This window comes from Streptomyces sp. NPDC049970, from assembly GCF_040660235.1.
Lineage (GTDB): Bacteria > Actinomycetota > Actinomycetes > Streptomycetales > Streptomycetaceae > Streptomyces.
On the sequence record NZ_JBFALP010000017.1, the window covers coordinates 94,972 to 119,359 of the forward strand.

The window sequence follows — 24,388 nt, forward strand, 5'->3', positions numbered from 1 at the left end:
CGGCGTGGAGAAATCGGACGAGAGTACATACGAACCCGGCGTCGAGATCGAGACGCTCACCGCATTCGACCAGGCGGTCGCGGCCGGAACCCTGGCCGGTCACCGTGTCCAGTCCGTCGACCTGACGGACCGGGGCGACGCGCTCCTCACCACCGGTACACGCGGCGCGGTCTTCCTCGGCTGCCGCATGGAGCCCCGAGCGGAGGCGAAGATACGGGCGGACGGCGCCTTCGTCTTCCCTCCGGTACCAGGGCTGCCCTTCGACCCGTACCGCGGGCTGCTCTACACCCCGGACGCGCTCTACGAGGGTCTCGCCGAGGGCGGTTACGAATCGACGCCCGACGCACGGGCCTACGCCTGGTTCCAGCTGACCAAGTCGAACGGCGACGTCTTCGCGTCGATGCTGCGGGCGCTCCACGACGACGCGGTCTCCGACGCGCTGGACGAACACCTCGTCGGGGCGCGGGTGGTGGGCGTCATGGGCGGCCACGCGATGGCGCGCGGATCCGAGGAGTACCTCGGCGCCGCCGCCCTCGGCAGGGAGCTGGCGCGCAGCGGTCTGACAGTCGCGACCGGCGGCGGCCCGGGCGCCATGGAGGCGGCCAACCTCGGAGCGTACGCCGCCCCGCACTCCGACGCGATGCTGCTGAAGGCATGCGAAATCCTCGCCGGGACACCGTCGTTCAGCCCCTCGCTCACCGACTGGGCGATGGCGGCCTTCGCCGTGCGCGAGCGCTGGCCGGACGGCGGCTCGTCCATCGCGGTCCCCACGTGGTTCTACGGCCACGAGCCGCCGAACGCCTTCGCCGACCACATCGCCAAGTACTTCGCCAACGCCCTTCGCGAGGACGGGCTGCTGGCCCGCTCGACCGCCGGCGTGATCTTCCTGCCCGGCGCCGCCGGGACGGTGCAGGAGATCTTCGACAACACGACGCCGAACTACTACGAGTCGCGTTCCGCGCCCACACCGATGGTGCTGGTGAACCGCGCGCACTGGACGGAGAAGCTGCCCGCCTGGCCGCTGCTGCGCGCCCTGGCGGCGGACCGGGCCATGGAGTCCCGTATCGCGCTCGTCGACACGGTGGAGGAGGCGGCCGGGGCACTCGCCGAGCTGACCGGCTGACGTCTCGTCAGCCCATCGGCCGCGGGGCGTGCCCGGCGGAGGGGAGGACGACCGTCTCCCCGGGGTCGAACGTCACCCCCACCACGGCCCCTTCCTCCGGGGTGTCCCGCAGGCCGCACTCCGCCTCCATGGCCGGTCCGTCCCCGGGGTGCAGGACGACGGTGACGTGGTGGCCCCGGAAGGTGCGTACGCCCGCCGTGCAGCGCAGGCCGTCCCGCGCGGTACCGATCCTGACCCCGCCCGGCCGGACGAGCAGTTCGCACCGGCCCTGCGGTGAGCCCTCGGGCACCGGCACCTTGCCCCAGACGGTGTCGGCGGCCGTGCCCGTGACCGTGGCGTCCACCAGGTTGTCGAACCCGAGGAAGCGGGCGACGAAGGCGGACGCGGGCTGCTGCCAGACCTCCAGCGGGGTGCCCGCCTGGGCGATGCGGCCGTCGCGCATGACCACCACCCGGTCGGCCAGCGCGAAGGCCTCGCCCTGGTCGTGGGTGACGGCGAGCACCGTGGTGCCCAGCCGGCCGAAGAGGGTGCGCAGTTCGACGACGAGGCGTTCGCGCAGGCTGCGGTCCAGCTGGCCCAGCGGTTCGTCCAGCATCAGCAGCCTGGGGCGGGGGGCCAGCGCCCGGGCGAGCGCGACCCGCTGCTGCTCACCGCCGGACAGGGCGGCGACGGCCCGCCGGCCCGCACCGGGCAGGCCGACCAGGTCCAGGAGCTCCTCGGCCCTGCGCTCGCGCTCGGCGCGGGGGACGCCGTGCATCCGCAGCCCGAAGGCGACGTTCGCGCCGACGTCCCGGTGCGGGAACAGCTGGTGGTCCTGGAACATCAGGCCGAGGCCGCGCCGGTGCACGGGCAGCGGCGCCTGGTCGGTGCCGTCCAGCAGCACGCGCCCGCCGTCCAGGGGCCGCAGCCCGGCCACGGCCCGCAGCAGCGTCGACTTCCCGCTGCCGCTCGGCCCCAGCACGCAGACGATCTCGTGGTCCGCGACCTCCAGGTCCACCGCGTCCAGCGCGGTCCGCCTCCCGAACCGGACCGTGGCCGACTCCACTGCCAGCATCTCTAGAACTCCCCGGATCGGTCGGTGCGGATACGTTCGAGCACGAGCAGCGACACCGCGCAGACGAGCATCAGAATCGTGCTGAGGGCCATCGCCTGGCCGTAGTTGAGCTCCCCGGAACGCCCGAGCAGCCTGGCCACCGCGACGGGCAGCGTGGGGTTGTCCGGGCGCGCGATGAACACGGTCGCGCCGAACTCGCCGAGCGAGACGGCGAACGCGAAGCCCGCGGCCACCAGTACGGCCCGGCGCACCAGCGGCAGGTCGACCTCGCGCCAGGCCCGCAGCGGCGAGGCGCCGAGCACCGCGGCGGCCTCACGCAGCCGGTCGTCCACCGCGCGCAGGACGGGCAGCATGGTCCGTACGACGAAGGGGACGCCCACCAGTGCCTGCGCGAGCGGGACGAGGATCCAGGTCGTGCGCAGGTCCAGCGGTGGCTCGTCGAGGGTGATCAGGAAGCCGAAGCCGACGGTGACCGCCGACACCCCGAGCGGCAGCATCAGCAGGGCGTCGAAGCCCCGCACAAGCCGTCCCGCACGTCGCCTGGTCAGCGCGGCGGCGGCGAGCCCGCCGATCACCAGCGCGATGAGGGTCGCCACCAAGGCGTAGCGCAGGGAGTTGCCGATGGCGTCGAGCGGCGGCACCAGGAAGGTGGACCCGCTCGCGTCGGCGGACTGCAGCGCGCGGTAGAAGGCGAACCCGTAGCCGCCGGAGGTGTCCAGCGAACGTTCCACCAGCACGCCGAGCGGCAGCAGGATGAGCAGCAGGACGCTGAGCAGGACGCCGCCGAGCAGCGCCCGCTGCCCCGCGCCGCGTGGGGGCCGGGAGGTCTGTGCCGGGTCGACGAGCTTCAGCGCGGTCTCCCTGCGCCGTACGGTCCAGGCGTGCACGGCGAGGATCCCGGCGACCGCGGCGAACTGCACCAGGGTCAGCACGGCGGCGGTCGGCAGGTCGAGCAGTTGCGCGGTCTGCCGGTATATCTCCACCTCCAGGGTGGAGTAGGCCGGACCACCGAGGATCTGGACGACGCCGAAGGAGGTGAACGTGAAGAGGAAGACCATGAGCGCCGCGGCCGCGACCGCGGGCGCCAGCGCGGGCAGGGTCACCCGCCGCCAGGCGGCGAGGCGTCCGGCCCCGAGCACCCGGGCGGCCTCCTCCTGGCGGGGGTCGAGCTGCGACCAGAGCCCGCCCACGGTGCGTACGACGACCGCGTAGTTGAAGAAGACGTGGGCGAGCAGGATCGCCCAGACGGTGGTGTCGAGGCGTACGCCCCAGAGCTCGTCGAGGAACCCGCCGCGTCCCAGCAGCGCCAGGAACGCCGTGCCCACCACGACGGTCGGCAGGACGAACGGCACGGTCACCACGGCGCGCAGCAGTTGCTTGCCGGGGAAGTCGAAGCGCGCGAAGACGTAGGCACCGGGCAGCGCGACGAGCAGGGTGAGAACGGTCGAGGCGAGCGCCTGCCAGGTGGTGAACCGGAGGACGTCCAGGATGTCCGGCCGGCTCAGGACCGTGCCGATCCTGCCGAACTGCCAGACCCCGTCGGCCTTCAGCCCCCGGCCGACGATCGCGGCGACCGGGTAGGCGAAGAACAGGGCGAAGAACGCGGCGGGCAGGGCCATCAGCCCGAACCGCACCGCGTTCCCCCGCCACGCGGGAGGCGTGGCTACTTCACGACGAGCGAGGACCACGACTGGACCCACTGCTCACGGTTCTTGGCGATCCTCTCCGGGGCCACGGTCGCCGGCTCGTCGACGGTGGCGCCGAACTTCGTGAAGATCTCCGGGAGTTCGGCGTCCTTCGCCACCGGGTTCACGAACATGTTGAGCGGCATGTCCTCCTGGAACCGCTTGCTGATCAGGAAGTCCAGCAGGGCCTTGCCGCCCGCCTCGTTCTTCGCACCGTCCAGCAGACCGGCGAACTCGATCTGGCGGAAGCAGGTGCCGGTGGCGACTCCCGTCGGGGCCTCGGTGGGCTGCGGATCGGCGTACAGCACCTCGACCGGCGGGCTGGAGGCGTAGGAGACGACGAGCGGCCGGTCCGCCTTGGTCTTCTTCCCGCCCGCGGAGCCGGAGAACTCCTCGTTGTACGCCTGCTCCCAGCCGTCGACGACCTTCACGCCGTTGCTCTTCAGCTTCTTCCAGTAGTCCTGGTAGCCCGTCTCGCCGTGGGCGGCGACGGTGCCGAGCAGGAAGCCGAGGCCGGGCGAGGAGGTCGCGGCGTTCTCGGTGACCAGGAGGTTCTTGTACGCGGGCTTCAGCAGGTCGTCGAAGGTCTTCGGCGGATCCAGCTTCTTGTCGGCGAAGTACTTCTTGTCGTAGTTGACGCAGATGTCGCCGGTGTCGACGGGCGTGACCCGGTGCTGGTCGGCGTCGAGCTGCGTGTCGGCCGCGACGCGGTCGAGGCCCTTGGCCTTGTACGGGGTGAACAGGCCGTTGTCCAGGGCGCGGGAGAGCAGCGTGTTGTCGGCGCCGAAGAACACGTCGCCGCGCGGGGAGCCCTTGGTCAGGATCTCCTGGTTGAGGGCGGCTCCGGCGTCACCGCTCTTGAGTACCTTGATCTTGTAGCCGGTCTCCTTCGTGAACGCCTTCAGGACGGCGTCCGAGGCGTTGAAGGAGTCATGGCTGACCAGGGTGACGGTCCTGGAGCCCCCGGCACCCGTGCCGCCGTCCTTGTCGTCGGCGGCCCCGCAGCCCGCGAGCGCGGATATGCCGAGCGCGGCGGCGAGCACCGTCACCGCGCACTTCTTGGTGGTGTCCATGTGATTCCTCCTGGAGGTGACCAGGAAGAGACGCGGCCCTGCCCGCTCGGCGAGCGGGCAGGGCGCAACAGCTTGAGTAAGGTCCGAACTTCCTACCCGGAATGACCCGGGCGAGGTTCAGAGGGTCTGCGGCCGACCTGTCATCGGTGCCGCACTCTCAGCGCTGTGGCGCTCCCCTGTCGGAATATGAAGTTGATTTCGGGGTCAGGCTACACCGGCCGGACCACGTGGGCCCCGCCGGACCGGCTCCCCTCTCAGCGCTCGGAGGCCGCCAGCTGCCCGCAGGCCCCGTCGATCTCCTGGCCACGGGTGTCCCGGACGGTGACCGGCACACCGTGGGCCGCGATGGCCTCCACGAAAGCCTTCTCGTCCTCGGGCCGCGAGGCGGTCCACTTGGAGCCCGGTGTCGGGTTCAGCGGAATGAGGTTGACGTGGACCCGCTTGCCCTTGAGCAGCCGGCCGAGCCGGTCGCCGCGCCACGCCTGGTCGTTGATGTCGCGGATCAGCGCGTACTCGATGGAGATGCGGCGGCCCGACTTCTCGGCGTACTCCCATGCGGCGTCCAGCACCTCGCGGACCTTCCAGCGGGTGTTCACCGGCACGAGCGTGTCGCGCAGCTCGTCGTCCGGGGCGTGCAGCGAGACCGCGAGGCGGCACTTGAAGCCCTCGTCGGCGAAGCGGAGCATGGCGGGGACCAGACCGACCGTGGACACGGTGATCCCGCGCTGCGAGAGCCCGAGACCGTCCGGCTCCGGATCCGTCAGCCGGCGGATCGCGCCCACGACACGCTTGTAGTTGGCCAGGGGTTCGCCCATGCCCATGAAGACGATGTTGGACAGCCGCGCAGGACCGCCCGGAACCTCGCCGTCGCGCAGGGCGCGCATGCCGTCCACGATCTGGTGCACGATCTCGGCGGTCGACAGGTTGCGGTCGAGTCCCGCCTGGCCGGTCGCGCAGAACGGGCAGTTCATGCCGCAGCCGGCCTGGGACGAGATGCACATGGTCACCCGGTCCGGATAGCGCATGAGGACGGACTCGACGAGCGTCCCGTCGTGCATCTTCCAGAGCGTCTTGCGGGTGGTGTCGTCGTCGCAGCTGATGTGGCGGACGACGGACATCAGGTCCGGGAACATCGCCTCGGCGAGCTTGCCCCGCGAGGCGGCCGGGATGTTGGTCCACTCCGCCGGGTCGTGCGCGTACCGCGCGAAGTAGTGCTGCGACAGCTGCTTGGCTCGGAAGGGCTTCTCGCCGGTCGCGGCGACTGCTTCCTTGCGCTCGTCGGGTGTGAGGTCGGCGAGGTGGCGCGGCGGCAGCTTGGTTCCGCGGGGCGCGACGAAAGTGAGTTCTCCGGGCTTAGGCATGGTTCATCCAGTGTCGCAGACACGCCGTGGTGCCCCGGCCCGCCGAGGGACCGGGCAGCACGGGCGGAAGCCACGCGTCGGGCTCCGGCGCAGGTCGGCGGGCATCCCACGGCCCGCGGACGGCCCTGGTGCGGGTGGGTACGGTGACCGATCGCACGAGGCGTGCGCGGCGACGGCGACCGGGCGCTCGACGGGTGCGACAGGCCGGTGAACGCGATCCCGCGTGGGCAGTCCCCGCCGCGTGGCCGGCTCTGCGTCGTCGTACGGCGACGCCGGCGACCCCGCAGGCGGTGACGCCCACAGCGAGTGCGAAGACCAGCAGCGCTTGGGCGGTGAGACTGCGGTCGAGTCAGACCTTGAACTCGCGCATGGTCGGTGTCCCCCTGAGAACGACTGATTACGCGCTGTCGTTCCGCGCGCACCCCGTGGAGGCGGTTACACCTCCGGCGCACGATGAGGGGGCCCGTCGTCCGGCCGGACGACGGGCCCCCTCATCGGAACCGGGACGCGGCAGGACTCAGCCGGATCCCACGAACAGCACCAGCAGCAGCCACACGACCGGGGCGCTCGGCAGCAGCGAGTCGAGCCGGTCCATGATGCCGCCGTGGCCCGGCAGGAGCGTGCCCATGTCCTTGATTCCGAGGTCCCGCTTGATCATGGACTCGCCCAGGTCCCCCAGCGTGGCGCTGGCAGCGACCGCAAGGCCCATCAGCAGGCCCTGCCACCAGCTCCCGCCGTCGATCAGGAACTCCATGCACAGGGCGCCGGCCACCATGGCGAAGCCGACCGCGCCGAACAGACCCTCCCGGGTCTTCCCGGGGCTGATGCGCGGCGCCAGCTTGTGCGTGCCGAAGCGCCAGCCGACGGCGTACGCACCGGTGTCGCTGACCACGGTCAGCAGGAGGAAGGTGAGCACCCGCCACGCGCCGTCGTCCGCGGTGAGCATCATCGCGACGAACGTGGCCAGGAACGGCACGTAGAAGACGGCGAACACACCCGCCGTGACGTCCTTCAGGTAGCCCTCGGGCGGCTCCGTCATCCTCCACACGAGCACCGCGAGCGCCGTGAGCGCCATGGCGACCCAGGCGCCCTCCGCCTCACGTACGTAGCCGGCGACGACCATCGCGGCGCCGCCCACCGCGAGCGGTACCAGGGGCGCGTTGATGCCCTTGCGCTCCTTGAGGCGGGAGGTGAGCTCCCACAGTCCGACCACCACGGCCAGCACGACGACGCCGACGAAGACGGCCTTCACGATGAAGAGCGAGCCGACGACGAGGGCACCGAGACCGACACCGACGCCTATGGCGGCGCGCAGATCACGCCCCGCACGCTTCTTGTGCGGCTGGGGAGGCAGCGGGGTGGACATGGGCTCCTGCGGCTTCTCGTCACGGAACAGGGGGCCGCTGACGCGCGCGGCGTCCCCGCTCCGGTCGTCGCGGTCGTCAGCGTCTCTACCTGCGTCGGGAACGTCCGGCACGATGGGCATGGGCCGAGTCTGCTGGGCGGCGTGCACATCGTATGCAGGACCCGCCGGGGCGGCCCCCATCTCGGGAGTGCCCCAGTGGCCGGCTCCCGGCGGGGCGCCCCAGGAAGAGTCGTTCATCAGACTTCGAGCAGCTCGGCTTCCTTGTGCTTGAGCAGCTCGTCCACCTGCGCGACGTACTTCGCGGTGGTGTCGTCGAGCTCCTTCTCGGCGCGGCGGACCTCGTCCTCGCCGGACTCCTTGTCCTTGACGAGCTTGTCGAGCGACTCCTTGGCCTTGCGGCGGATGGAGCGGATCGAGATCTTGGAGTCCTCGGCCTTGGTCTTGGCGACCTTGATGTACTCCTTGCGACGGTCCTGCGTGAGCTCGGGGAACGTCACACGGATGATGTTGCCGTCGTTGCTCGGGTTGACGCCGAGGTCCGAGTCACGGATCGCCTGCTCGATGTTGCGCAGTGCCGTCTTGTCGAACGGGGTCACCACGGCCATCCGCGGCTCGGGAACCGAGAACGAGGCGAGCTGGTTGATCGGGGTCAGCGCGCCGTAGTAGTCGGCGACGATCTTGTTGAACATCGCCGGGTGCGCGCGGCCGGTCCGAATCGCGGCGAAGTCCTCTTTCGCGACCACGACGGCCTTCTCCATCTTCTCCTCGGCCTCGAGGAGGATTTCTTCGATCACCACGTGCTCCTGCGTGTCTTGAGCGGACCCGGCACGGCCGGGCCCTGCGGATGCTGCGTCGCGTCCTCACCTGCACGGTGTCCGACCGGCAGGCCGTTGTCCATCGTTCGGGCCGTCAGGCCCGGGTGCTCCGGTCGCTCACCAGCGTGCCGATCTTCTCACCCTTGACCGCGCGGGCGATATTGCCCTCCGCGGTCAGCTCGAAGACGAGAATCGGAAGCTGATTGTCACGGCACAGCGTGATGGCGGTGGCGTCGGCGACCTTCAGGTCGCGGGCGATCACCTCGCCGTACTCCAGAGCGTCGAACTTCACCGCGTCGGGGTTGGCCTTCGGGTCGGAGTCGTAGACCCCGTCCACGCCGTTCTTCCCCATCAGCAACGCCTCGGCGTCGATCTCCAGGGCACGCTGGGCCGCGGTCGTGTCGGTGGAGAAGTACGGCATTCCCATGCCGGCGCCGAAGATCACGACGCGCCCCTTCTCCAGGTGCCTCACGGCACGGAGCGGGATGTACGGCTCCGCGACCTGGCCCATGGTGATGGCCGTCTGGACGCGTGAGTCGATGCCTTCCTTCTCCAGGAAGTCCTGCAGCGCCAGGCAGTTCATGACGGTGCCGAGCATGCCCATGTAGTCGGACCGCGCCCGGTCCATGCCGCGCTGCTGGAGCTCGGCGCCACGGAAGAAGTTGCCGCCGCCGATGACGACCGCGATCTCCGCGCCGTCCCGTACGACCGCGGCGATCTCGCGGGCGATGGTGTGCACGACGTCGGGGTCGACGCCGAGGCCTCCGCCGCCGGCGAAGGCCTCGCCGGACAGCTTCAGCATGAAGCGCCCGGAAATCGTGCCGTCGTCGCGCTTGTGGTCACCCTGTGTGGCGTCCGCGCCCTTGTTCATGGGAATTCTCCTCGTGCACATACGAAGGAGGCCATTGCCGGTGGGTCTGTTGTCCCTCAGCGGCAATGGCCTCCTCGTCAGATCTGCGGTCGTACGGCTGAGTGCGGCCGACGACTGCACCAGACCCTATCGGGTCCACCGTTGTTCGCGGACGGACTCAGATGCCGACCTTGATGCGCGCGAAGCGCGTCAGGCTGACACCTGCGCCGTCCAGGACCTTCTGGACCGACTTCTTGTTGTCCTTGGCGAAGGCCTGCTCGACGACGACGACGTCCTTGAAGAAGCCGTTCACGCGACCCTCGACGATCTTCGGGAGGGCGGCCTCGGGCTTGCCCTCCTCGCGCGAGGTGGCCTCGGCGACGCGGCGCTCGTTCTCGACCGTCTCGGCCGGGACCTCGTCGCGGCTGAGGTACTTCGGGGCGAAGGCGGCGATGTGCTGCGCGACGTCCTTGGCGACCTCGGCGTCCTCCTTGTCCAGCTGGACGAGGACACCGACCTGCGGCGGGAGGTCGGGCATGGTGCGGTGCATGTACGCGGCCACGTAACCGCCGGTGAACTGCGCGAAGCGGTCCAGGACGATCTTCTCGCCGAGGTTGGCGTTGGCCTCGTCCACGTACGCCTGGACGGTCTTGCCGGGCTCGATCTCCGAGGCGAGGAGCGCCTGGATGTCGGCCGGCGAGGTGGCGGCGACGTGCGCGGCCAGCGCGTTGGCGACGGCCTGGAACTTGTCACCCTTGGCGACGAAGTCCGTCTCGCACTTCAGCTCGAGCAGGACGCCGGACGTCTTGTCCTCGGAGATGAGGGAGACGACGGCGCCGTTCTCGGCAGAACGGCCCTCGCGCTTGGCGACGCCCTTCTGACCCTTGATACGGAGCGCCTCGACAGCGCCGTCGACGTTGCCGTCGGCCTCGTCGAGCGCCTTCTTGCAGTCCATCATGCCGGCGCCGGTGAGCTCGCGGAGCTTCTTGACGTCAGCGGCGGTGTAGTTCGCCATGAGTCTGTTTCTCTCTCGAAGTCTGAAAGATCTACGGGTGAACGGCGGGGGCGGTGCGATCGCACCGGCCCCCGCCGTCATTCAGCCGTGACTGACGGGTGTCAGGCCTGCTCGGCGTCGGCGGCCGGAGCCTCGGCAGCGGCCTCGGCGGGCTCGGCCTTCTCGGCCTTCTCGGCGTCCGCGGCGGGAGCCTCGGCGGCGGTCTCGGCCTCTTCGGCAGCGGCAGCGGCCGGCTCGGCGTCGGCGGCCTTCTCGGTCTCGGCGGAGGACTGGACCTCGGCCGTGCCCTCGGCGTCAGCCTTCTTGTCGCCCGTGAGCAGGTCGCGCTCCCACTCGGCGAGGGGCTCGCCGGCGGCCTTCTCGCCCGGCTTCGAGTCACCGGTCGCGGCACCGGAACGGGCGATGAGGCCCTCGGCGACGGCGTCGGCGATCACACGGGTGAGCAGGGTGACGGAGCGGATCGCGTCGTCGTTGCCCGGAATCTTGTAGTCGACCTCGTCGGGGTCGCAGTTGGTGTCGAGGATCGCGACGACCGGGATGTGGAGCTTGCGCGCCTCACCGACGGCGATGTGCTCCTTCTTGGTGTCGACGATCCAGACGGCGCTCGGCACCTTCTGCATCTCGCGGATACCACCGAGGGTCTTCTCCAGCTTGGCCTTCTCGCGGGAGAGGACCAGAAGCTCCTTCTTGGTGAGGCCGGAGGCCGCCACGTCGTCGAAGTCGATGACCTCGAGCTCCTTCAGACGCTGAAGGCGCTTGTAGACGGTGGAGAAGTTGGTGAGCATGCCACCGAGCCAACGCTGGTTGACGTACGGCATGCCGACGCGCGTCGCCTGCTCGGCGATGGCCTCCTGCGCCTGCTTCTTCGTACCCACGAACATGACGGAGCCGCCGTGGGCGACGGTCTCCTTGACGAACTCGTAGGCGCGGTCGATGTACGACAGCGACTGGAGCAGGTCGATGATGTAGATGCCGTTGCGCTCGGTGAAGATGAAGCGCTTCATCTTCGGGTTCCAGCGACGGGTCTGGTGACCGAAGTGGACGCCGCTTTCCAGCAGCTCCCGCATCGTGACGACGGCCATGGCCGTACTCCTTGATGTACTCGGTTGTCGCGATCGCAGGATTGCGGTCGCGCCTGACGCCCCCACGCGCCGTGCCACAAGGGACCGAGAAGCGCGGCCACCGTCCGCAGAGAGGGAGGTGGAGGGGCGTGCGAAGTCGACCCGGTGACCCGGATCGCCAGAAGAAGTGTACGGGACCCGCCGGGTGCCGGGTGACGGCGATGTCCACAAGGGCTCGGCCGTCCACAGATCCGGTCCATGATCCCCGCGGAACGGGCCACCGGGAGATCGTTCCCTCATGCGCCGTACGCCTGTCACCACGCGATTCCGCCTACCGGCCGCCGGCCCCACGGGCTCGTGCCTGCCGGCGGCTCTCCTCCTGCTGAGCGCGTTCCTGTGCGTGCTGCCGGAGGTCCTGCTGCCGCCGTCCACCGCCTGGGCGGCGGCGGCCGGGCCCGAAGGCGACAGGGCATGGCCGCTCCCGGGCCGGCCCCTCGTCGTACGGGGATGGGAACCGCCCGCCGGTCCCTACGGGCCGGGCCACCGCGGTGTCGATCTCGCCGCCCCGCCGGGCATCCCGGTGCGGGCCGCGGCCCCGGGCCGGGTCGCGTTCGCGGGGCCGGTGGCGGGGCGCGGGGTGGTCTCGGTAGATGTGACCGGGACGGGGGAGCCACCGCTGCGGTTCACCTACGAGCCGGTGCGGGCGCGGGTGGCGGAGGGCGACGAGGTGACCGCCGGGCAGGTGGTCGGAGTGGCCGGACCTGAGCCGTCCCACTGCGCGACCGGTTGCCTCCACTGGGGACTGCGACGGGGCGGGGTGTACCTGGATCCACTGACCCTGCTGCCGGCCTCGATGCTGCGGCGCGGGCCATCAAGGCTGCTGCCGGTGCTCGGCGTACCGATGCCGGAGGCGGACCGGCCCGTCGCTTCGGTCCACTTCTTCGCGGAACGGTCCGCACCACAGCTCGCCGCCGAGTGGCCGGCTCCACAGCTCGCCGCTGGGCGGTCTCCGCACCTCAGCTCAGCGCGTCGCGGTCAGCCCCGCACTCCGCGCAGGATCATGGCCACGGCCGTGTCGGCCACGACGCCAGGCTCCTCGGCCGCACCCAGTTCGATCCTGCGCACGGCGGCGTCGACGGAGCCCTGGAGCAGCATGGCCGCGAGTCTCGGCTCGGTGTGGCCCAGATCCGCCAACGCTTCGACGATCATGGCGATGAGACCGCCGTGCGCGGCACGGATCTTCTCCCGGGCGCCGGCGTCCAGTTCGCTCGCGGAGATGGCGACGACCGCGCGGTGCCGGCGATCCCCGACGAGGTCGAGTTGCCGCCGCACATAGGCCTCGATCTTGGCCTCCGGCGTACCCGCCCGCTCCATGGCGTTCTCGACCTCGGCGGCCCAGACGGGGAAGTCGACGGCGCAGAGCTCCTCGACGACGGCGGCGCGGGAGCGGAAGTACTCGTAGACGGAGGACCTGGCGAGGCCGGTTCGCTCGGCGAGGGCGGGGAAGGTCAGCGCCTCCGTACCGCCCTCGGACAGCAGGGAGCGAGCGGCGTCCAGGAGGGCGCCGCGCTGCATGGTCCGGTGCTCGGCCACGGAGGCCGCTCGAATCCTGGGCACGCGTCCACTCTACGGCGGCATCCGCTCGAAGGGAGGTGGCTCGTCCCATGGCCTGGTGGCTCCGGCTCGCCCCATGGCCTTGGTCGCTCCGGCTCGTCCATGGCCTCGGCCGCTCCGGCCTGGTGGCCGAAGCCGACCCTGGGTCAACGTCCGGCGTCGGCCAGCTTCGCTCGGAGCTGCAGTACGGACTTCGTGTGGATCTGGCTGACTCTGCTCTCGGTGACCCCGAGGACGTTTCCGATCTCGGCGAGGGTGAGGCCCTCGTAGTAGTAGAGGGTGACCACGGTCTTCTCCCGCTCGGGGAGCGTGTTGATGGCGCGGGCGAGCAACCGTCTGAGCTCGCGGTCCTCGGCGACCTCGACCGGGTTGTCGGCGGCGGTGTCCTCGAGGGTGTCCATCAGGCTCAGCCGGCCACCGCCCTCACCCCCGACGTGCAGCAACTCCTCCAGGGCCACCACGTTGGCGAGCGACAACTGGCTGAAGACGGCGTGCAGTTCCTCCAGGGCGATACCCATCTCGGCGGCGACCTCGGCCTCCGACGGCGTACGCCGCAGCTGCGCCTCCAGCGTGGCGTAGGCGCGCTCGACGTTGCGCGCCTTCTGCCGTACCGACCTGGGGATCCAGTCCAGTGCCCGCAGTTCGTCGATCATCGCGCCGCGGATCCTGGTGATCGCGTACGTCTCGAACTTGATCGCGCGCTCGATGTCGAACTTCTCGATGGCGTCGATCAGCCCGAACACGCCTGACGAGACGAAGTCGGCCTGCTCCACGTTGGACGGCAGCCCCACACTGACCCGGCCGGCGACGTACTTCACCAGGGGCGAGTAGTGCAGGATCAGCTGCTCGCGCAGCCGCTCGTCGCCGGTGGTCTTGTACGAACGCCACAACTCGTCGAGCGAGGAGGGGGCGGGGGGGCGCACAGTGCCACGCGCAGCCGGTGGTACTGCCGCGCGGTCAGACCCGGAGGTGTGCTGGGGCATGTGGTGCCTTGAGCCGTTCTGCTGTGGAGTGCTGGGGACGTGTCTCTGGGGCGGATTCCTTGTGAGCGTAGCGTGACTGAGCTGTTGCGGTGCGCGCAGGACAAGGGGTCCCTGTGATGCGATTGCATGCCATTTCACCCGACGCCGGACAGGCCTTCGAGCGAGGTACACCACCGCGCACACCCGCACCGGGTTCCGGCCCGGGTGCCGCTGAGGTCGTCGGCACACCTTTTCACCCGAATGCTCCGGGGCAACTACCGCCTCGCCGCGCGTCCCCATCGCGTATCCGTACCGGCGTCAACGACCGGCGCTCGCGCTTGCGTTCGACGAACCTCGGTAAGTGCGGTTCGTACAACCGCCCGGGGGCTTCACCTCGTTGAGGGGCGTACCAACAGTCCGGCCTTCAGGGCGCCCACGACTCAGCCCGGAGGCACTCCACCGGAGCACGCCCCCCTCGGGACGGGAGAGCCCTGGGACGCCTTCGGGACGGCAGGGAGTCCAGGGCGAGTGGGAACGGGAGAGGCCCTCATTCCGGAGGTCGGGGCGGGCCGCCTCACGGTTCTTCGACACGATCAGCAGGGGTGCGTGACGCACCGCGCGGCCGTCGCGGCGGGCATTGCTGCCCGATGCGACGGCCGCGCGTCATCCGACGTCACGTGGGCTCTGCGGCCGCTCCGAGAACGCCTTCACCCGGAGGCAGCGCACCGGGGGTGTGGCCGTCCGGCCGGCCCGGAACTCAGGCCGTGCCGCAACGCCAGGTACCGAACCCACCCCACTCGGCGTCTCCGGACGGCGATGCGCCTGCCTGGATACACACACCGGTGCCCTCGGGGTAGCTCTTGTTGACGGTCAGCACCCCGCCCGCGGCGCCGAGGTTGTTCCTCATGCTCCAGTCGTAGCCTCCACCGGTCTGGTAAGGCTCCACGTCGACCTTCATCACGGCCGACCAGCCGTCCTTGCAGACGTCGTCGAGATGGAAGATCTCGCCGTCGTGGGTGAACCAACCGTCGGAACCGTGCGTACACGATCCGTTGGCGGCCATGCCGTAGGTGTGCGCCGAGTTGGAGCCGGCGCTGGCCGGGCCGGAGGCCATGGCCACGAAGCTCGCAGCCGCGACAAACGTCCCGGCGAGCCTCAGTCGTGAAATCCGCACCTGTACATCTCCCTGTCGTCGTCCCGCATGTTCAGCTGAGGGCCGGCCGCCCCGTGATGCCTGGTGGATCAGCGCGTGTGCCCACCAGGCATCACGGGACAGCCCTGATACGCGGCGCGTACCGCGATATCGCACCGCTCCGGCCTCACCTGGTGCGGGCGACCGGAGCTCCCGGCCGCCCGGACCCACGCTCCGCCGATGGCTCCGGGCCGGTCACGTCACGGTCGGAGTCGAAGAGCCGGAGCTCAGGCCGTGCCGCACCTCCAGGTGCCCCAGCCCGCCCACTCGCCGCCCTCGTGACCGAATCCCGCCTGCAGGCAGACCCCGGTGCCCTCGGCATAGCTCTTGTTCCATGTCTCCACTCCCCCATCGGCGCTCAGGTGGCTCCAGAGGGCGTAGTCGTACCCTCCCCCGCTCTGGAAGGGCTCGATGTCGACCTTGATCACTGCGGCGAAACCATCCGCACAGGTGTCGTCGAGGTGGAAGATCTCACCGTCATGGGTGAACCAGCCGTCGGAGACATGGGCGCAGCCCCCGCGCGCTATGCCGTAGGAGTGGCTGGAGTTGGAACCGGCACTCGCGGGTCCCACGGAAGCGACCGTGAAGGCGGCGGCTGCTGCGAGCGTGGCGAAGGCGTGACGGCGCGTGAAACGCATGGTGATCCCCCCGGAACAGTAAATCGAACTGACATTCCCATGATAGGAGATCGGTGGAATCGCCGTTGGGAATTAAGCGGACCGCGGCCGGACGCCACTCCTGTCATCCCCGCGGGGTTCGGAAGGCCTCACAGCTCACCACAGGGCGTCAGGCCCTGGGATCGCGAGCAGAGTCCGGGGACCAGGAGCGGAGTCCGAGGGCCACGGACCCGACCGGGTCCCGGCCCCCAACCCCCGGCCCGCACCGGCCCGCACCGGCCCCACCTGCGGCCCGCCCCCGGCCCCGGCCCGCCACCCGGCCCGCTGCCTGGACCGGTGACGTGGGGGCCGGGACCGCGACCCGGACCGCGACCCGAGGGGGGCGGATATACCGCGTAGAAGTTCCCCCCGACCGAGATTCCGCGACACCAGCACCCTCCGCCGGACGCACGTCCCCTCGATGCGAGGGCCCTCGACGCGAAGACCCTCGGCCTGCGGAGCTTGCGAGGCTAAGGGAGCCCGTCCCCGGCTCGCGGCGCGGGACGGACTGCCAACCTCCACGCGGCACCGTCGCGTTCCACGAATCCCAGTGAGTGCAGTTCGTACAACCGTCCGCGCGTCTCGTCCGCGCCCGTCCCGGCGGCGCGCGCCACATCGGGAACGCTCATGCCCCCCTTGTAGGGCAGCGCGTCCAGGACGCGCGCGGTGACAGCGGACAGCCGGTCCCTCGGGAGCACCGGGCCACGCCGGACCGGAGCGAGGTCCCCCATACTCCCCACCAGTTCGGCCACTTCCGAGGCGTCGGTGACCAGGGTGCCCTCACCGCGCAGGAGTTCATGGACCCCTGATGACAGTCCACTGGTGGCGGGGCCCGGCACACCCATCGTGTGGCGCCCCAGCCGCTGAGCACCCCGAGCCGTGACCAACGAGCCGCTGCGGTATTCGGCCTCCACCACCACCGTTCCACGGGTGAGCGCGGCGATGACCCGGTTCCTCATGACGAACCTGCTGCGGGTCGGATGCTCCGACGGTGCCAACTCGCCCACCACCAGCCCCTGTTCCACGATCCGCCCGATCAGCTCCGTGTGCCCCCTCGGGTAGGCGACGTCCACCCCGCAGGCCAGCACCGCCACGGTCGCCCCGCCGGCGGCCAGCGCGCCGCGGTGAGCCGCGGCGTCCACGCCGAACGCGGCGCCCGACACCACCACCCACCCGCGTTCCGCCAGTCCCGCACCGAGGGCGGCCGCCATGTGGGCTCCGTACGGCGTACAAGCGCGGGCGCCGACCACCGCGACCGAGCGCAGCGCCCACAGGCGGAGGTCGGGGATGCCCCTCACCCACAGCCCGACGGGCCGCGCGTCGCCCAGGTCGTCGAGCTGGGTCGGCCACTCCGGGTCACCGGGGCACACGAACCGTCCGCCGATCGCGGCCACGTCCGCCAGGTCCCGCCCGGGATCGGCGCCCGACGCCCGTAGACGACAGCCGCCGAGCTTCGTGGCGGTCATCCCCTTGAGCAGCTGCGCCGATCCGTCACCGCTGGTGAGACGTCGTATCAGCTCGACGGGACCGACCTCTCGGATCCAACGGCCACCACGCTCGTCCCCGGGCTCGAACACCCGGGTGAGGGCGGCCCGCGCCAGCCTCTCGCGGTGTCCGGCGGCAGGCGGGCCGTTCGCCTCGGACTGCTGCACCACCGCCTCGGGCAGCGGGTGGTCCGCGCCAGGTGGCGGGCACTCCCCCTCCCTGCGCGGGCCGTTCACGAGGCACCCGCCCGCATCGGGACCCCCCGCTGGATACCCGTCCGCAGCTCGAGCGCCACCGCCACGTCCGAGGCATCGGGCCGGTCGGCCGCCCTCAGGTCCGCCACGGTCCAGGCCACGCGCAGGACCCGGTCGAGGCCGCGGGCCGTGAGGACGCCCCGCTCCATGTCCCGCTCGGCCGCCATCAGCGCCCCTGGTGCCGCGACGAGTCTTGTACGCAGCTCATGGCCCGGTACTTCGCTGTTGGTCGTCCATGGCGTGCCCGCGAGGCGGTCGGCGGCCCGCGCCCTCGCCTCCCGTACCCGGGCGGCCACGTCCGCCGAGGACTCGCCCCGGCCGCAACGGCCCATCAGGTCCGCCCTGCTGACCGGCTCGACCTCGACCCGCAGGTCCACCCGGTCGAGCAGAGGACCCGACAGCCGCGCCTGGTAGCGGCGGACGGCGGAGGGCGGGCATTCGCAGCCCGCACCGGCCAGGGTGTGCCTGCCGCACGGGCAGGGGTTCGCCGCGAGGATCATCAGGAAGCGGGCAGGCAGCCGCACCACTCCCGCCGCCCGTGCCACCACCACGTGCCCAGATTCCAGGGGCTGGCGCAGAGCGTCCAGGGCCCGTCCCGAGAACTCCGGGGCCTCGTCGAGGAACAGGACACCGCGGTGCGCCAGGGAGACCGCACCGGGCCTCGGCAGGCCGTTGCCCCCGCCCACCAGCGACTGCATCGTCGCCGAATGATGCGGTGCGCAGTACGGCGCTCTGCCGATCAGCGGCTCGCCGGGCGGAAGGATGCCCGCGACCGAGTGCACCGCCGTCACCTCGAGGGACTCCTGGCGGCTCAGCGGAGGCAGGATCGCGGAGAGCCGCTCGGCCAGCATGGTCTTCCCCGCACCGGGCGGCCCGGAGAGCAGCAGATGGTGTCCGCCGGCCGCGGCCACCTCCAAGGCCGTGCGCGCCCTCGCCTGACCCGCGACGTCCGCCAGATCGGGCCTGTGGCCCGTGCCGTCGGCCGAGTGCGGGGTCAGCCCCGTGCCGAGCCCCGCTCCCGGCACCATCAGCCCGGCGAGCATCGTGTCGGGGCGGCCGAGCTCCGCGGCCGGCTCGTCAGGCACGGGCTCGTCCCCGAGTACGGCGAGCAACTGGCGCAGACTCCGCACACCGAGGACGGACACCCCGGGCACCAGAGCGGCCTCACCCGCCGTCTGCTCGGGCACCACCACCTGGCGGTACCCCGCCTCCGCCGCCGCGAGCACCGCGGGCAGGACCCCGCGCACCGGGCGCACCCTGCCGTCGAGGCCGAGCTCCCCGATCATCACCACGTCGGCGATGGCCGCCGGATCGATCCGCTCCGCCGCACCGAGCACCGCGCACGCGACGGCGAGATCGAAACCCGAACCGCTCTTGGGCACGGAGGCCGGGGACAGCCCCACCGTGAGCTTCTTCTGCGGCCACTCGGCCCCGGAATTGACGACTGCGGCCCTGACCCGGTCGCGGCTCTCCACCAGGCTCTTGTCCGGCAGTCCGACGAGCGTGAACGCCGCCACTCCGGGCTCCAGGTCCGCCTGGACCTCCACCACCACACCCTCGACGCCGACCAGCGCCACCGAGCACGCGCGTGCGAACCCCATCAGGCCACGCCCCGCACATGCTCGACGACCGGAGCGCCGCGCCGTGGCACGAGCACCCCGACCAGATCGATCCGGGCCCCGCCGGGCGGTGGCCCGCCGTGCCGGTCGAGCCAGATCTCGGCGAGCCTGCGCAGCCGGTCGGCCTTGGCCGGTGTGACGGCCTGCATCGGATGCTCGAAGCAGCCCGCCGTGCGGGTCTTCACCTCGCAGACAACCACCGCGTCGCCGTCCCTGGCCACGATGTCGAGCTCGCCGGCCCGACACCTCCAGTTGCGCTCCAGAACGGCCATCCCGGCGTCGGCCAGCAGCCGCGCCGCCAGGTCCTCGCCGTACCGCCCGAGTGCCCCCCGTGCGTTCATATCGGCACCACCTCCGGTACCGACTGTGCCGCGCCCCGCCGGATCCATTGGATCTTGGTGGATAACCGGGTGATTGTGGAAAACCCGGCCACTCCTCAGAGTGAACCGGGCGCCGGGGGCGCGCGGGTTCGATCAGCCGCCCGGAAGCTCCAGGTCGCTCTTGTTGAGCTCCTCGATATTCACGTCCTTGAACGTCAGGACACGAACCTGCTTGACGAACCGGGCGGGCCTGTACATGTCCCAGACCCACGCGTCCGCCATCGAAACCTCGAAGAAGACCTCACCCTGGACCGAGTGCACCTGCATCTCGTAGTCGTTGGTGAGGTAGAAGCGCCGCTCGGTCTCGATCACATATTTGAACAGACCGACGACATCGCGGTACTCCCGGTAGAGCTTCAGCTCCATCTCGGTCTCGTACTTCTCGAGGTCCTCGGCACTCATGGCATGTTCCCCTTCAGCCGTGCGTCCCCCTATTGTGCGTCAGCCCCACGCACCCCTGGCCGATTAGACGATTTCGGGGGCGAGAACCAGCGGAACACCAGGGGGACCCTCGTCGAGCAGCGTGCGCAGCAGCCCGGCGAGCCTGGTCGGATACACCGTCTCACGCGTGGCCAGAAGTTCGGCGGAAGTCCACCACCTCAGACCGGCGACGCTGCGCAGCTCCAGTTCGGTGAGTCCGCTCTGGTCCGTCGAGGTCTGCGAGGTACGGGCGAGGAAGTACCACTCGTCCTGTTCCCAGCGCCTCCCGTCGAAGGGGAACGAGCAGACCCGCGTCCACAGCAGCGGGCCGAGTGCGACGTCGGTGATCCCGGTCTCCTCCGCCAGCTCGCGGAGCGCGGCCTCCTCGCGGGTCTCGTCGCCCTCCAGTCCGCCTCCCGGGGTGAACCACCAGCTGTCGGCCGGCTCCGCGGGCTCGAAGCCGTGCAGCAGCAGGATCCGGTCGTCCGGGTCCAGGAGCACCACCCGGGCGACCCTGCGGGCCTCAGCGGGCACCGGCGGAAGCCCTGGGCCGCTCGGAACCACGTGCGGAGCGGGCCGCAAGCGGGCCGTAGGCCGCTCCGCCCAGGATGAGCAGCACCCCCACCACCAGGGCTCCGGCCTGCAGCGGCAGCGGTCCGCTGGACGACACGCCTCCGGGCAGGGAGGCGAAGGCCTCGGGCCTGCCGATCATGCCCTCCATCGGCCAGGCCACGGCGTCCACGCGCGCCTGGACGGCACTGCGCGGCACCGAGCCCTGACCGGGGTCCTGGAGGTGGACCCGGGAGTCCATGGAGGTGTCGCGCTCGTCCCCGAGGAGGAAGAGCTGTCCCTCGGGGACGTCGGCGGTGAACTTCTGGACCGAGGCAGGAGCCTTGCCGTCCGCGCCGATGAGCGACGAGGCGCCCTCGGCCCGCAGATACGGTTCGTCGATGGGCTTGCCGTTGACGGTGAGCCTGCCGCCCTTGTCACAGCAGGCGATCTTGTCGCCGCCCACGCCCACGACGCGCTTGACCATCGGCACGTCGCCCCACGTCGCATCGGTGAAGACGACCACGTCACCACGCCGCACGTCCCCGCCGCCTATCCGCTCGGCGAGCACCCGGTCCCCGGCGTCGACCGTCGGCGTCATCGAGTCGGTCGGCACGGTGTACGGCTTGTAGACCACCGCTCCCCAGGCGAATCCGCCGAGGAAGAGAACACAGCCGACGGCCACGGCCAGGTTCGACAAGACACTGCCGAGCCGGCCGCGGCCGTCACGCGTACTTCCTGTTCCACTCATCCCAGCGCTCCCCATCGGAGATCGACAATCGCTGATCCGAGTCGGCACCCTACCCGGCGGTACGCCCATGGGTCAGCCTGCGGCGACGCCAGAACACGAGGGGCAGCGCACCGGCTACACCGAGTGCTCCCGGCACCGCGGCGGAGGCAGCCGCGTTCAGCCCGGGCTGGTCGAACGTCTTGGGGACCGGCAGGGTCGCCCAGCGGTTCACCGGCCACGCCACGACGATCGCTCGACCGACCACCTCGTCGGTGGGGACCGTGCCCCCTCCGGGAAGCTCCTGGTGGTAGCGCGAGTCCCACGAGTTCTGGCGGTGGTCGCCCATCACCCAGATACGTCCCTCGGGCACGCGGATCGGCCCGAACGGCTCGTCGTCGCAAGCGCTGTTGCCGGCGAAGATGAACGACTTGTCGTCCAGCGCCTTGCCGTTGACGGTCACCGGGCCGTTCTTCTTGCACTGGACCGTGTCGCCGCCGACCGCGATGACCCGCTTGATCAGGTCCTTCTCCTCGGCGGACGGCATCAGCCCGATGAAGCTGAGGAACTTCTGCACCGCGTTGGGCTCGGGCGTCGCGGTGTCCTCGAGCCAGCCGCCCGGGTCGTGGAAGACCACGACCTCGCCGCGCTCCGGCTCCGCGCCGAACCACGGGGTCAGCTTGTCGACCAGCACCCGGTCGCCCCGCTGCAGGGTGTTCTGCATCGAGTCCGAGGGGATCGAGAACGCCTGCAGCAGGAAGGTCTTGATCAGCAGCGCGAGAATCAGCGCGATGCCGATGAGGAGCGGCAGTTCCTTCCAGAACGAACGCGGCTTCTTCACCGCCGTGCTGCCGTGACCCGCGGAATCGCCGTCACTCTCCGCATCCACCGGGATCCCGTCGCCCGAAGGCCGGTCCTCGGGTTCGTCGTGTCCGGATCGCGCGCCGACCGCCAAATCCCCCACATCCACTCCTCACTCCGTGCCACCGCCCGCGCCCGATTCGGCGCAGGCCCACCACTCCCATAACGAGCGGGAGTTCCGCAGGGGTCGGGAGCAGGACAATTCCGTTTCGATCCTGGGAGGACACACTATTCGACGGACCCGGCGCCGCAGTCGCCCCGGCACGCCCCTCGGGGACCGAGGCGTACGTCCCGGGCTCCTCCAGCCTCCGCCAGTGACCGAACGGCCAGGCGATCACGACAGCCCTTCCGACGACCTCTTCCTCGGAAACCGTGCCCGTGCCCGGTTCGCTGAGGTGGAACCGGGAGTCCCTGGAGTTGGACCGGTGGTCGCCCAGAACGAAGATGCGGCCCTGGGGAACCTTTACCTCGAATTTGAGAGCGGAGGGCTCGTCGCCGGGATTCAGGTACGGCTCGTCGAGCGCGACGCCGTTCACCGTGATCCTGCCGTCGGTCCCGCAGCACTTGACGGTGTCGCCCCCGACCGCGACCACTCGCTTGATCAGGTCCTGCTCGTCGTCGGAGGGCAGCAGCCCGATGAAGGTCAGCAGTTCCTTGACCTGCTTGACCCCGGCGGGCGGGTCCTCGCCGGCCGGCGCCTCCTGCTGGAGCCAGCCGCCGGGGTCCTTGAAGACGACGACGTCACCGCGCTCGGGCTCCGAGCCGAACCACGGGGTCAGCTTGTCCACGAGCACCCGGTCGCCGATCCGGATCGTCTGCTCCATCGACCCGGAGGGGATCACGAAGGCCTGCACGAGGAAGGTCTTGAGCACCAGCGCGATCACCAGGGCCACCAGGACGAGGAGGGGGATCTCCTTGATCGCGGACCTTCGCCTGCGGCGCTTCACCTTGCGGGCGAGTCTGCGGCGTTCGGCGCGCGTGGGCAGTGAGCGCCCCGTCGTCGGCCGCGATCCGGTGGGCAGCGCAGGACCGTCGTCCGGCTCGCCCCGCCTGCGCCCCCGGTTACCCATGGTCCGCGTCCGTCGGCCGTATGCCGGCGAAGGCGCGGGTCCCCTCCAGGGAGCCGAGTCTGCCGAGCGGCCAGCCGAGCCAGTCGACCCGCCCGATCACACGGTCGACGGGCACCATGCCGCCTCCGGGCTGCCCCAGGTGGTCACGCGAGTCCCGGGACCTGCTGCGGTGGTCGCCCATCATCCACAGCGTGCCGTCGGGCACCACAATGTCGAAGGCCACCTCGGAGGGTCTGTCCCCGGGGTGCAGGTACTCCTCACGCACCGCGGTGCCGTTCACCTCGAGTCTCCCCCGCCCGTCGCAGCAGACCACCCGGTCGCCCCCCACGCCCACCACCCGCTTCACGAAGTCGGTTCCGGCGGGTTCGACCAGGCCCAGGGTCGAGGCCGCACCCCGCAGCAGGGCGCCGACGGCGTCGTCCCCCGAGGCCGTCTCCTGTACGAAGGATCCGGTGCCGTCGAAGACCACCACGTCGCCGCGCCCCGGTTCGGAGCCGAACCGGTACGCCAGTTTATTGACGAGTACCCGGTCCCCGACTCTCAATGTGGGCTCCATCGAGCCACTCGGGATGAGGAAGGGCTGGAGTACGAACGTGCTGAAGAGCAGCAGGGCGGCCGTGCAGAGCATGCCCAGGAAGGCGGTACGCCCCCAGGACATCGATCCGGCCGGCCGGTCCTGGACATGCGTGGAGCGCGACCCCTCCTCCGGCCCGTCCAAGGGGCCTGAGGAACGATCGCGCTCCATGTGCTGTGCTTCGGTGTCCATCGGGGCCGAATCCTATCCGGCCGCGCTGTGGACGCCGGAGGGCGATCAGCGGTCGCGCTTCTCCTTGATCTTCGCGGCCTTGCCGCGCAGCTCACGGAGGAAGTACAGCTTGGCGCGACGGACGTCACCGCGGGTGACGAGCTCGATCTTCTCGAAGATCGGGCTGTGCACCGGGAAGGTGCGCTCGACGCCGACGCTGAAGGAGACCTTGCGGACCGTGAAGGTCTCGCTGATGCCCGAGCCCTGGCGGCGGATGACAACGCCCTTGAACTGCTGGATACGGGAGCGGTTGCCCTCGATCACGCGCACGTGGACGTTGACGGTGTCACCGGGGCGGAACGCCGGGAGGTCGGTACGGAGCGAGGCGGCGTTGACGCCATCGAGCAGGGAAGTCATGTTGTCTGCTTTCTTCGCCGATGCCACAGGTCAT

At 70.6% G+C, this 24,388-nt stretch carries 24 protein-coding genes, 1 pseudogene and 1 riboswitch; of the genes and pseudogenes, 2 read left to right on the top strand and 23 right to left on the bottom strand.

The window, feature by feature from the left end:
- Positions 1 to 4 precede the first annotated feature (4 nt).
- Positions 5 to 1,123 carry a Rossmann fold nucleotide-binding protein gene (locus tag AB0I83_RS25365; RefSeq protein WP_356535553.1) on the top strand — a complete coding sequence of 373 codons (1,119 nt, stop codon included), beginning with the start codon at positions 5 to 7 and terminating at the stop codon, positions 1,121 to 1,123.
- A gap of 7 nt (positions 1,124 to 1,130) precedes the next feature.
- Here AB0I83_RS25365 and AB0I83_RS25370 read toward each other — a convergent pair whose 3' ends face one another.
- The 9 genes from AB0I83_RS25370 to rpsB all read right to left on the bottom strand — a co-directional run bounded on the left by AB0I83_RS25370 (position 1,131) and on the right by rpsB (position 11,424).
- Positions 1,131 to 2,177: an ABC transporter ATP-binding protein gene (locus tag AB0I83_RS25370; protein WP_363306263.1), complete on the bottom strand. Its 1,047-nt coding sequence runs from the start codon at positions 2,175 to 2,177 to the stop codon at positions 1,131 to 1,133.
- A gap of 2 nt (positions 2,178 to 2,179) precedes the next feature.
- Positions 2,180 to 3,796 (bottom strand): iron ABC transporter permease, encoded by a 1,617-nt coding sequence (locus AB0I83_RS25375; protein WP_356842735.1) that lies wholly within the window; start codon positions 3,794 to 3,796, stop codon positions 2,180 to 2,182.
- 44 nt (positions 3,797 to 3,840) lie between these two features.
- Positions 3,841 to 4,935 carry a thiamine ABC transporter substrate-binding protein gene (locus AB0I83_RS25380; RefSeq protein WP_363306264.1) on the bottom strand — a complete coding sequence of 365 codons (1,095 nt, stop codon included), beginning with the start codon at positions 4,933 to 4,935 and terminating at the stop codon, positions 3,841 to 3,843.
- A gap of 71 nt (positions 4,936 to 5,006) precedes the next feature.
- Positions 5,007 to 5,123, bottom strand: a riboswitch (TPP riboswitch).
- A 66-nt stretch (positions 5,124 to 5,189) separates the two neighbouring features.
- Positions 5,190 to 6,296 carry a 23S rRNA (adenine(2503)-C(2))-methyltransferase RlmN gene (rlmN, locus tag AB0I83_RS25385; protein WP_356535556.1) on the bottom strand — a complete coding sequence of 369 codons (1,107 nt, stop codon included), beginning with the start codon at positions 6,294 to 6,296 and terminating at the stop codon, positions 5,190 to 5,192.
- Positions 6,297 to 6,813: 517 nt separating this feature from the next.
- On the bottom strand, positions 6,814 to 7,899 hold the full coding sequence (locus AB0I83_RS25390) for a phosphatidate cytidylyltransferase (protein ID WP_356839763.1): 1,086 nt from the start codon (positions 7,897 to 7,899) through the stop codon (positions 6,814 to 6,816).
- The gene (gene frr, locus AB0I83_RS25395) at positions 7,899 to 8,456 is read right to left on the bottom strand and encodes a ribosome recycling factor (protein WP_031100531.1); all 558 of its coding nucleotides are present in this window, start codon (positions 8,454 to 8,456) and stop codon (positions 7,899 to 7,901) included. Before frr ends, AB0I83_RS25390 begins: the two co-directional genes overlap by 1 nt.
- Positions 8,457 to 8,571: 115 nt before the next feature.
- The gene (gene pyrH, locus AB0I83_RS25400) at positions 8,572 to 9,348 is read right to left on the bottom strand and encodes a UMP kinase (protein WP_327114023.1); all 777 of its coding nucleotides are present in this window, start codon (positions 9,346 to 9,348) and stop codon (positions 8,572 to 8,574) included.
- 157 nt (positions 9,349 to 9,505) lie between these two features.
- Positions 9,506 to 10,342, bottom strand: a complete 837-nt coding sequence (gene tsf / locus AB0I83_RS25405) for a translation elongation factor Ts (RefSeq protein WP_356531210.1) — start codon at positions 10,340 to 10,342, stop codon at positions 9,506 to 9,508.
- Positions 10,343 to 10,443: 101 nt separating this feature from the next.
- Positions 10,444 to 11,424 carry a 30S ribosomal protein S2 gene (gene rpsB / locus AB0I83_RS25410; protein ID WP_356839761.1) on the bottom strand — a complete coding sequence of 327 codons (981 nt, stop codon included), beginning with the start codon at positions 11,422 to 11,424 and terminating at the stop codon, positions 10,444 to 10,446.
- 394 nt (positions 11,425 to 11,818) lie between these two features.
- Between rpsB and AB0I83_RS25415 the strand changes: the two are divergent.
- Positions 11,819 to 12,316: pseudogene (locus AB0I83_RS25415) on the top strand (M23 family metallopeptidase); the annotation flags it as partial.
- 122 nt (positions 12,317 to 12,438) lie between these two features.
- Here the strand turns inward: AB0I83_RS25415 and AB0I83_RS25420 are convergent.
- The 14 genes from AB0I83_RS25420 to rplS all read right to left on the bottom strand — a co-directional run bounded on the left by AB0I83_RS25420 (position 12,439) and on the right by rplS (position 24,354).
- A complete protein-coding gene (locus tag AB0I83_RS25420) occupies positions 12,439 to 12,996 on the bottom strand; it encodes a helix-turn-helix domain-containing protein (protein ID WP_356531239.1) in 558 nt (185 codons plus the stop codon).
- Positions 12,997 to 13,163: 167 nt separating this feature from the next.
- On the bottom strand, positions 13,164 to 14,000 hold the full coding sequence (gene whiG / locus AB0I83_RS25425; RefSeq protein WP_356531207.1) for an RNA polymerase sigma factor WhiG: 837 nt from the start codon (positions 13,998 to 14,000) through the stop codon (positions 13,164 to 13,166).
- Positions 14,001 to 14,736: 736 nt separating this feature from the next.
- Positions 14,737 to 15,153 (bottom strand): hypothetical protein, encoded by a 417-nt coding sequence (locus AB0I83_RS25430; protein ID WP_356531206.1) that lies wholly within the window; start codon positions 15,151 to 15,153, stop codon positions 14,737 to 14,739.
- A 245-nt stretch (positions 15,154 to 15,398) separates the two neighbouring features.
- The gene (locus AB0I83_RS25435) at positions 15,399 to 15,809 is read right to left on the bottom strand and encodes a hypothetical protein (protein ID WP_356531204.1); all 411 of its coding nucleotides are present in this window, start codon (positions 15,807 to 15,809) and stop codon (positions 15,399 to 15,401) included.
- 488 nt (positions 15,810 to 16,297) lie between these two features.
- Positions 16,298 to 17,482, bottom strand: a complete 1,185-nt coding sequence (gene dprA, locus AB0I83_RS25440; protein ID WP_363306279.1) for a DNA-processing protein DprA — start codon at positions 17,480 to 17,482, stop codon at positions 16,298 to 16,300.
- 62 nt (positions 17,483 to 17,544) lie between these two features.
- Positions 17,545 to 19,167 carry a YifB family Mg chelatase-like AAA ATPase gene (locus AB0I83_RS25445; protein ID WP_363306265.1) on the bottom strand — a complete coding sequence of 541 codons (1,623 nt, stop codon included), beginning with the start codon at positions 19,165 to 19,167 and terminating at the stop codon, positions 17,545 to 17,547.
- Positions 19,167 to 19,526 (bottom strand): YraN family protein, encoded by a 360-nt coding sequence (locus AB0I83_RS25450; protein ID WP_356531201.1) that lies wholly within the window; start codon positions 19,524 to 19,526, stop codon positions 19,167 to 19,169. Before AB0I83_RS25450 ends, AB0I83_RS25445 begins: the two co-directional genes overlap by 1 nt.
- A gap of 132 nt (positions 19,527 to 19,658) precedes the next feature.
- Entirely contained in the window at positions 19,659 to 19,967 is a 309-nt protein-coding gene (locus AB0I83_RS25455; RefSeq protein WP_003965949.1) for a DUF2469 domain-containing protein, read from the bottom strand.
- Between the two features lie 63 nt (positions 19,968 to 20,030).
- Positions 20,031 to 20,519 (bottom strand): NUDIX hydrolase, encoded by a 489-nt coding sequence (locus AB0I83_RS25460; protein WP_363306266.1) that lies wholly within the window; start codon positions 20,517 to 20,519, stop codon positions 20,031 to 20,033.
- A complete protein-coding gene (gene lepB, locus AB0I83_RS25465) occupies positions 20,509 to 21,285 on the bottom strand; it encodes a signal peptidase I (protein ID WP_356531198.1) in 777 nt (258 codons plus the stop codon). Before lepB (AB0I83_RS25465) ends, AB0I83_RS25460 begins: the two co-directional genes overlap by 11 nt.
- Positions 21,286 to 21,334: 49 nt before the next feature.
- Entirely contained in the window at positions 21,335 to 22,216 is an 882-nt protein-coding gene (gene lepB / locus AB0I83_RS25470) for a signal peptidase I (RefSeq protein ID WP_356531236.1), read from the bottom strand.
- On the bottom strand, positions 22,134 to 23,192 hold the full coding sequence (gene lepB, locus AB0I83_RS25475) for a signal peptidase I (protein ID WP_356531196.1): 1,059 nt from the start codon (positions 23,190 to 23,192) through the stop codon (positions 22,134 to 22,136). The genes lepB (AB0I83_RS25470) and lepB (AB0I83_RS25475) overlap by 83 nt, the downstream gene beginning before the upstream one ends.
- Positions 23,185 to 23,958, bottom strand: coding sequence for a signal peptidase I (lepB, locus tag AB0I83_RS25480; protein WP_363306267.1), 774 nt, complete (start codon positions 23,956 to 23,958; stop codon positions 23,185 to 23,187). The genes lepB (AB0I83_RS25475) and lepB (AB0I83_RS25480) overlap by 8 nt, the downstream gene beginning before the upstream one ends.
- A gap of 45 nt (positions 23,959 to 24,003) precedes the next feature.
- Entirely contained in the window at positions 24,004 to 24,354 is a 351-nt protein-coding gene (gene rplS / locus AB0I83_RS25485; protein ID WP_325746907.1) for a 50S ribosomal protein L19, read from the bottom strand.
- Between the last annotated feature and the right edge of the window lie 34 nt (positions 24,355 to 24,388).

Coding starts and splice junctions, on each gene's coding strand:
- whiG (WP_356531207.1), bottom strand. CDS start 14,000: ATGCCCCAGCACACCTCCGGGTCTGACCGCGCGGCAGTACCACCGGCT.
- lepB (WP_356531196.1), bottom strand. CDS start 23,192: ATGGGTAACCGGGGGCGCAGGCGGGGCGAGCCGGACGACGGTCCTGCG.
- AB0I83_RS25380 (WP_363306264.1), bottom strand. CDS start 4,935: ATGGACACCACCAAGAAGTGCGCGGTGACGGTGCTCGCCGCCGCGCTC.
- AB0I83_RS25445 (WP_363306265.1), bottom strand. CDS start 19,167: ATGGGGTTCGCACGCGCGTGCTCGGTGGCGCTGGTCGGCGTCGAGGGT.
- rpsB (WP_356839761.1), bottom strand. CDS start 11,424: ATGGCCGTCGTCACGATGCGGGAGCTGCTGGAAAGCGGCGTCCACTTC.
- tsf (WP_356531210.1), bottom strand. CDS start 10,342: ATGGCGAACTACACCGCCGCTGACGTCAAGAAGCTCCGCGAGCTCACC.
- AB0I83_RS25370 (WP_363306263.1), bottom strand. CDS start 2,177: ATGCTGGCAGTGGAGTCGGCCACGGTCCGGTTCGGGAGGCGGACCGCG.
- pyrH (WP_327114023.1), bottom strand. CDS start 9,348: ATGAACAAGGGCGCGGACGCCACACAGGGTGACCACAAGCGCGACGAC.
- rplS (WP_325746907.1), bottom strand. CDS start 24,354: ATGACTTCCCTGCTCGATGGCGTCAACGCCGCCTCGCTCCGTACCGAC.
- rlmN (WP_356535556.1), bottom strand. CDS start 6,296: ATGCCTAAGCCCGGAGAACTCACTTTCGTCGCGCCCCGCGGAACCAAG.
- AB0I83_RS25455 (WP_003965949.1), bottom strand. CDS start 19,967: ATGAGTGCCGAGGACCTCGAGAAGTACGAGACCGAGATGGAGCTGAAG.
- AB0I83_RS25435 (WP_356531204.1), bottom strand. CDS start 15,809: ATGCGTTTCACGCGCCGTCACGCCTTCGCCACGCTCGCAGCAGCCGCC.
- AB0I83_RS25375 (WP_356842735.1), bottom strand. CDS start 3,796: ATGGCCCTGCCCGCCGCGTTCTTCGCCCTGTTCTTCGCCTACCCGGTC.
- AB0I83_RS25450 (WP_356531201.1), bottom strand. CDS start 19,526: ATGAACGCACGGGGGGCACTCGGGCGGTACGGCGAGGACCTGGCGGCG.
- lepB (WP_363306267.1), bottom strand. CDS start 23,958: ATGGACACCGAAGCACAGCACATGGAGCGCGATCGTTCCTCAGGCCCC.
- lepB (WP_356531198.1), bottom strand. CDS start 21,285: ATGAGTGGAACAGGAAGTACGCGTGACGGCCGCGGCCGGCTCGGCAGT.
- AB0I83_RS25390 (WP_356839763.1), bottom strand. CDS start 7,899: ATGAACGACTCTTCCTGGGGCGCCCCGCCGGGAGCCGGCCACTGGGGC.